The organism is Streptococcus sp. 1F3, assembly GCF_054968985.1.
Window position 1 is genome coordinate 1 of sequence record NZ_JBUEQR010000070.1, and the last position, 6,350, is coordinate 6,350.

Genomic DNA, 6,350 nt, shown 5'->3' on the forward strand with positions numbered 1-6,350 from the left:
CTATTCTAGTGTACTACAATGATTGATATCTAGTTATGATTTTCGCTTTCTGAAAACGATTTTTTCTTCATGCGTTTGTCGTGTTCCATCATATCTGCTTCAAGCTCCTGCGCCTGCTTGAGTGCCTTCTTTTTTTCACGTCCTTGACGGAAGAATGTCTGCATGATGGTCGCACACTCATCTTCTAATATTCCCGCTTCCACAACGACACGGTGATTGAGTCGCTCGTCCTGCAAAATATTATAAAGGCTTCCTGCTGCCCCAAATTTCTGATTTGGAGCGCCGTAGACAAGCTGAGGAATCCTCGCCAGACCGATTGCCCCACTGCACATGACACAAGGTTCAATGGTCACAAACAAGGTAGTATCAAGCAGACGCCAGCTTTCTTCTTGCTGATTGGCTTGTTGAATAGCCATGATTTCTGCATGTAAAATCGCCTGATTGTACTCTTCACGGGCATTATGCCCCCGTCCGATAATAAGACCATCTTTAACAATCACACACCCAATCGGAATTTCATCTTTTCCCAGAGACCGCTCTGCCTCTTTCAAAGCCTCCCGCATAAAGTATTCTTTTTCTTCCTGACTATAGCTATTTTTTATTTCCATGTCAGTATTATAGCAAAAAAAGAAGCAAGCTCCAACTAGTGGAGAATGCGAGATAAAAATTGCTTGGTTCTCTCCTCCTTGGGAGCATCAAAGATCTCTTCAGGGCTTCCTTGCTCCACAATTTTGCCATTTTCCATGAATACTACCCGATCAGCCACCTCACGGGCAAAGCCCATCTCATGGGTCACAACAACCATGGTCATGCCCTCTTTTGCTAGCTCAGCCATCACCTGCAAGACACCACCAATCAGCTCTGGATCAAGGGCAGAGGTAGGCTCATCAAAATAGATAACCGCTGGGTTGCTCGCAATAGCTCGTGCAATCCCTACCCGCTGTTGCTGCCCACCCGACAACTCGCTAGGGTAGGCATGGTATTTCTCTGCAAGTCCTACCTTATCTAGAACCTTCCGTCCAATCTCATCCGCCTCTGCCTTACTATATCCCTGGGCTACAATCAAGCCCTCGGTCACATTTTCCAAGGCTGTCTTATTCGCAAAGAGGTTATAATTCTGAAAGACAAAGCCTGTACGCTTGCGAATTTCTGCTATCTCTTTCTGGCGAATCTGGGCTAGGTCATAGCTAGTCTCTCCAAATACAAGCTGACCACTATCTGCCCGCTCCAAAAAGTTCATACAGCGTAACAAGGTGGTCTTTCCCGACCCTGATGGGCCTAAGATGACGGTGACCGTCCCTTGGTCAATCTGCAAATCGACATCCTGCAAGACCTTGGTCGCACCAAAGGACATGTTTATCTTTTGTACTTCTATCATCTTGCCCCCTTAATAGACTTTTAATTTCTTTTCGCCATAGGCTTGTAGCTTGGTTAAGAGTGTTGAAAACAATAAATAAATCAAACCAACCTCACAATACAAGGCAAAGGGTTCATAGGTTCTTGCCGCAATCTGCTGGGTTGCCATAAACATCTCTAAGACAGTGATATTCGCTGCCAACGATGTGTCTTTCACCAGACTAATCAAGGAATTGGATAGGGGAGGAAAGGCAACTCGAAATGCCTGAGGTAAGACAATCCGTCGCATGGTCTGTGAAAAGGTCATCCCCACACAATAGCCTGCCTCTAGCTGTCCTTTCGGAACAGATTCAATCGATGCCCGAATCGTTTCTGCTGCATACGCTCCTGTATTGATTGAAAAAACAAAAACAGCAGACGGAAAGGCATCTAGTACCAAGCCTAAACTTGGTAAACCATAGAAAATGACGTAGAGTTGCACCAAAAGAGGAGTTCCTCGAATGAGCCAGATGTAACACCTAGCAAGCTGTTTCAATATTGGAAGTTGGGCAATCTGTACTAGGGCTGTAAACACTGCAATCAATAACCCAAACATGAAAGAGAGGATTGTTAGTGGAATCGTCACCAACAATCCTGGTATCAATATCTGGCTAAATGAGTCGATCATAATTTGCCATAATCTATCTGTCATAATGACCTCTATTTTTTTACTTGTGAAACATCGTCACCAAAATATTTCTTGGATAATTCTGTCAATACACCCTCGTCAGCCAATTCTTTCAATGCCTGATTGATAGCCTCAACCAAATCAGCATTGCCTTTGACAACTGGAAGAGCTGTTTCTTGCACATCTTCTGATAGTGCTACGACCTTAACAGGTGCATCTGGATGCTGCTTGATGTAGTCCAGATAGGCGACATTGTCATTGATGGTCACATCTACACGTTTTGAAGTCAGTAATTCAATCGCTTGTTGGAAACCATCTACACCTACAATTTCTGCACCATTGCTTTTAGCGACCTCCGCCCAGTTACTCGTCAAACTATTGGCTGATTTTTTCCCCTTAATCGAATCAAAAGAGCTAACAGTCGTATTGTCCTTCGTTGTAATTAAGGCACCATAAATGTATGTATAGGGAGTTGAAAAATCGTATTTTTCCTTCCGTTCGTCTGTGACACCGACTTGGTTGGCAATAACATCAAAACGCCCTGCATCCAATCCTGCAATAATCGAATCCCACTCTGTTTCGACAAATTCTGCCCTTACACCTAGCTTTTCGGCAACTTTTTCAGCAACTTCGACATCATAGCCGACCAATTTTCCGCTCTCATCATGATAAGTGTAGGGAGCATAGGTTCCTTCTGTTCCCACTTTCAAGACACCTTTTTCCTTGATTTGTTCAAGTAATGAACCTGCTGTCTCCACTTGTTTTTGTGGAGTAGAACTACATGCAACCAGTAGCAAACTTGCAAGGATTCCTACTACCCATACTGTGAATTTTCTCATTTGTTGTCTCCTTTACCATCAACTTGACCATAAATGGCTATTGTACTGTATGCCATGACCGCCTACTGATGGTTTTTATCATACCATGCCCCTCCGTTCTTGACCAATACATATTTTCTATCACCGTGATTAGGGATTTTTATGATAGCGCATCACACCTCCTGTCTATCTGCATATCCAAATAAAAACGAACCTCCCTTGTAATACAGGAAGTTCGTTTTTGAATAAGTTTTTATTTCTTATAACCGAGTTGAATTGTAGGAAAATGTTCTAACAAGTACTCAAAGAGGGGATAGGCATCTCATCTGTCTGTTTGCCTTTGTTCTTAAAATTCTTAAAATGTAGATGACGAATCTTCTGACTATCTCTTTTCACAACCTCAAGTGAACAAGCACGCGCAGAAAAAGCCCAAAAAATCCTTTTATAGTTGTTTCGTTTACCTTTAGTACTAGGCAACAAGCTACAGGCTATCCTGAAGTACGGCAAAGTGAGTTCCAATCATCTAGAAGATGATTGGAAGTGGGAAATAAGGAAACAGAGTTTCCACAATCGCTGAAGTAATAAACGTTAAACTAAATGAGTTGAACTTTTATTCTTTCATTTCAATCTCTTATACACCATTACTTCACTACTAGGTTCACGAGTTTATTCGGAACAGCGATCACTTTGATAATTTCCTTGCCCGCGATCTCTGCCTGAACTTTTTCATCGGCTAACGCTACAGCTTCCAAATCCTCACAAGAGAGGTCTTTAGCAACGACTAATTTTGCCCTTACCTTGCCCTTGATTTGAACAACAATCTCAATCTCATCTTCTACCAAGAAAGACCCATCATAAGCTGGCCAAGGTACGTAGGAAATCCCATCGTTTGACCCAGTTACCAGTTGCCAAAGTTCTTCCGCTAGGTGTGGTGCAAATGGTGCCAGCAACTGGATAAAGCCTTTGGCATATTCGACATAGAGCTCCTCTTCTTTGTTGGCACTATTTACAAAAATCATTAATTGGGCGATGGCTGTATTGAATTTGAATGTCTCAATCTGCTCAGTCACAGCTTTCACTGTTTCATGATACACCTTGTCCAGGTGTCCATTGTTTTTTGTAGTCATGTCTTTTGTGGTCATCAAGCGATACACCCGATCAAGGAACTTACGACTCCCTTCTAGACCCTCTTCACTCCAAGGAATGGAGGCATCGAGTGGTCCCATAAACATTTCATAGACCCGAAGAGTATCTGCACCATATTGAGTAACTACATCATCTGGATTCACCACATTTTTTAGAGATTTGGACATTTTAGCAGGCGCTTGCTCCAACTCTTCTCCTGTTTCACTATGGAAGAATGAGCCGTCCCGTTTTTCCACTTTATCCGTCGCAACGAGAGCTCCACGGCTATCACGGTAACTCGTTCCCAAAATCATTCCTTGGTTGAAAAGTTTCTGGAAGGGTTCCTTGGTGGGAACCACACCGATATCATAGAGGAATTTATGCCAGAAACGTGCGTATAGTAAGTGGAGGACAGCATGCTCTGCACCACCGATGTAGATATCTACAGGCAACCATGCCTTGAGCAATTCTTCATCTGCTAATTTTTCATTATTGTGTGGATCAATATAGCGAAGGAAGTACCAGCTTGATCCCGCCCACTGTGGCATCGTATTGGTCTCACGACGCCCTTTAACACCATCTTCACGGATAACCTCTAGCCAGTCTGTCAAGTTTGCAAGCGGGCTTTCTCCTGTACCAGATGGCTTGATATTATTCGTCTTCGGTAAGACAAGTGGCAGCTCTTCCTCTGGAACAGCAGTTGAAGTCCCATCTTCCCAATGAATGATTGGAATAGGCTCACCCCAATAACGCTGACGACTAAAGAGCCAATCGCGCAAGCGGTAAGTCACTTTTTCTTCCCCGACACCGTGGTCTACAAGCCAAGCAATCATCTTTTCAATCGCCTCTTCCTTGTTCAATCCGTTAAGGAAGGCCGAATGGATATGCAAGCCATCCTCTGTGTAGGCTGCCTGGTCTACGTCGCCTCCTTCGATAACTGCAACAATCGGCAATCCAAAGGTTTTAGCAAATTCCCAGTCCCGACCATCATGTCCAGGTACTGCCATAACTGCCCCTGTACCATAGCTTGCAAGTACATAGTCAGCGATCCAAATTGGAATTTCTTGACCATTTACAGGGTTAATGGCATATGCCCCTGTCCAGACACCTGTTTTTTCCTTGGCAAGGTCAGTCCGAGCAAGGTCTGATTTCAGACTAGCTTGATGTCGATAGTCCGCTACTGCTTCAGCTTGTTCAGCTGTCGTGATTTGCTCCACCAGTTCATGCTCGGGTGCTAGCACTGCAAAAGTAGCTCCAAAAAGGGTATCAGGGCGGGTAGTAAAGACTGTAAAGGTCTTCTCTGTCCCCTTAACTACAAAAGTGACATTGGCACCACGTGATTTCCCAATCCAGTTTCGTTGCATATCCTTGATAGACTCTGGCCAGTCCAAGTCTTCCAAGTCATTGAGCAGGCGCTCTGCATAAGCTGTAATCTTTAACATCCACTGGCGCATCGGTTTTCGGACAACAGGATAGCCCCCACGCTCAGAAGTGCCGTCAGGCAAGACCTCTTCATTTGCAATAGCTGTCCCCAACTCTTCAACCCAGTTCACAGGAACTTCTGCCTCGTAAGCCAACCCTTTTTCATATAACTTCGTAAAAATCCACTGGGTCCACTTGTAATAATTCGGATCCGTCGTATTGACTTCACGATCCCAATCGTAAGAAAATCCTAACGCATTGATTTGGCGTTTGAAATTGGCAATATTTTGCACGGTAAAGTCTGCTGGGTCATTGCCTGTGTCCATAGCATATTGCTCCGCAGGTAGACCAAAGGCATCCCAGCCCATTGGATGAAGAACATTGTAGCCCTGAGCCCGCTTGTAACGGCTCAAAATATCTGTCGCTGTGTACCCTTCTGGGTGCCCAACATGTAACCCCGCTCCACTTGGATAAGGGAACATATCAAGGGCATAAAAATTAGGCTTTTCTTTATCCGTACCTGTTTTGAAGGTGTGATGGTTTGCCCAGTACTCCTGCCACTTAGGCTCAATCACTCCATGATTGTAAAAACTCATAACGATCTCTCTCCAATTTTGTATGATATCCCCATTATACCATGTTCTAGTGCATTTGCAGCAGGAGATTGAACAGAAATAGCGGAATTTCTTGATTTCGATAATTGAAAGCGCTATACTAATACTCAATAAAAATATCTCATTGGTACAGCATGCACAAAAGGGCTCTATAATTTCTGTAGTGGGTAAATCCACTGTAGAGATTATGGAACCTTTTTGAGTATAGAAAAAAAGTCCCATATGACTTATAATGAAAAGCGACTAATCTACTCATTAGAAAGACTCATATGGAACAACTAAATCTTATCACAAATTTTCTCAGAATTAAAGACAAAAATATCGTTATCACTAATGAATATGATATGG

5 protein-coding genes are annotated in these 6,350 nt (G+C 43.4%); all 5 read right to left on the minus strand.

Annotated features, from left to right (window positions below):
- Positions 1 to 29: 29 nt before the first annotated feature.
- The 5 genes from tadA to leuS all read right to left on the minus strand — a co-directional run bounded on the left by tadA (position 30) and on the right by leuS (position 5,984).
- Positions 30 to 608 (minus strand): tRNA adenosine(34) deaminase TadA, encoded by a 579-nt coding sequence (tadA, locus tag ACVPON_RS06845; protein WP_462877473.1) that lies wholly within the window; start codon positions 606 to 608, stop codon positions 30 to 32.
- A gap of 35 nt (positions 609 to 643) precedes the next feature.
- A complete protein-coding gene (locus ACVPON_RS06850; RefSeq protein WP_462877475.1) occupies positions 644 to 1,378 on the minus strand; it encodes an amino acid ABC transporter ATP-binding protein in 735 nt (244 codons plus the stop codon).
- Positions 1,379 to 1,387: 9 nt separating this feature from the next.
- Positions 1,388 to 2,047, minus strand: a complete 660-nt coding sequence (locus ACVPON_RS06855; RefSeq protein WP_462877478.1) for an amino acid ABC transporter permease — start codon at positions 2,045 to 2,047, stop codon at positions 1,388 to 1,390.
- An 8-nt stretch (positions 2,048 to 2,055) separates the two neighbouring features.
- Entirely contained in the window at positions 2,056 to 2,862 is an 807-nt protein-coding gene (locus ACVPON_RS06860) for an amino acid ABC transporter substrate-binding protein (protein ID WP_462877481.1), read from the minus strand.
- Positions 2,863 to 3,482: 620 nt separating this feature from the next.
- Positions 3,483 to 5,984 carry a leucine--tRNA ligase gene (gene leuS, locus ACVPON_RS06865; RefSeq protein WP_462877483.1) on the minus strand — a complete coding sequence of 834 codons (2,502 nt, stop codon included), beginning with the start codon at positions 5,982 to 5,984 and terminating at the stop codon, positions 3,483 to 3,485.
- Positions 5,985 to 6,350 lie beyond the last annotated feature (366 nt).

Coding starts and splice junctions, on each gene's coding strand:
- ACVPON_RS06850 (WP_462877475.1), bottom strand. CDS start 1,378: ATGATAGAAGTACAAAAGATAAACATGTCCTTTGGTGCGACCAAGGTC.
- leuS (WP_462877483.1), bottom strand. CDS start 5,984: ATGAGTTTTTACAATCATGGAGTGATTGAGCCTAAGTGGCAGGAGTAC.
- ACVPON_RS06860 (WP_462877481.1), bottom strand. CDS start 2,862: ATGAGAAAATTCACAGTATGGGTAGTAGGAATCCTTGCAAGTTTGCTA.
- tadA (WP_462877473.1), bottom strand. CDS start 608: ATGGAAATAAAAAATAGCTATAGTCAGGAAGAAAAAGAATACTTTATG.
- ACVPON_RS06855 (WP_462877478.1), bottom strand. CDS start 2,047: ATGACAGATAGATTATGGCAAATTATGATCGACTCATTTAGCCAGATA.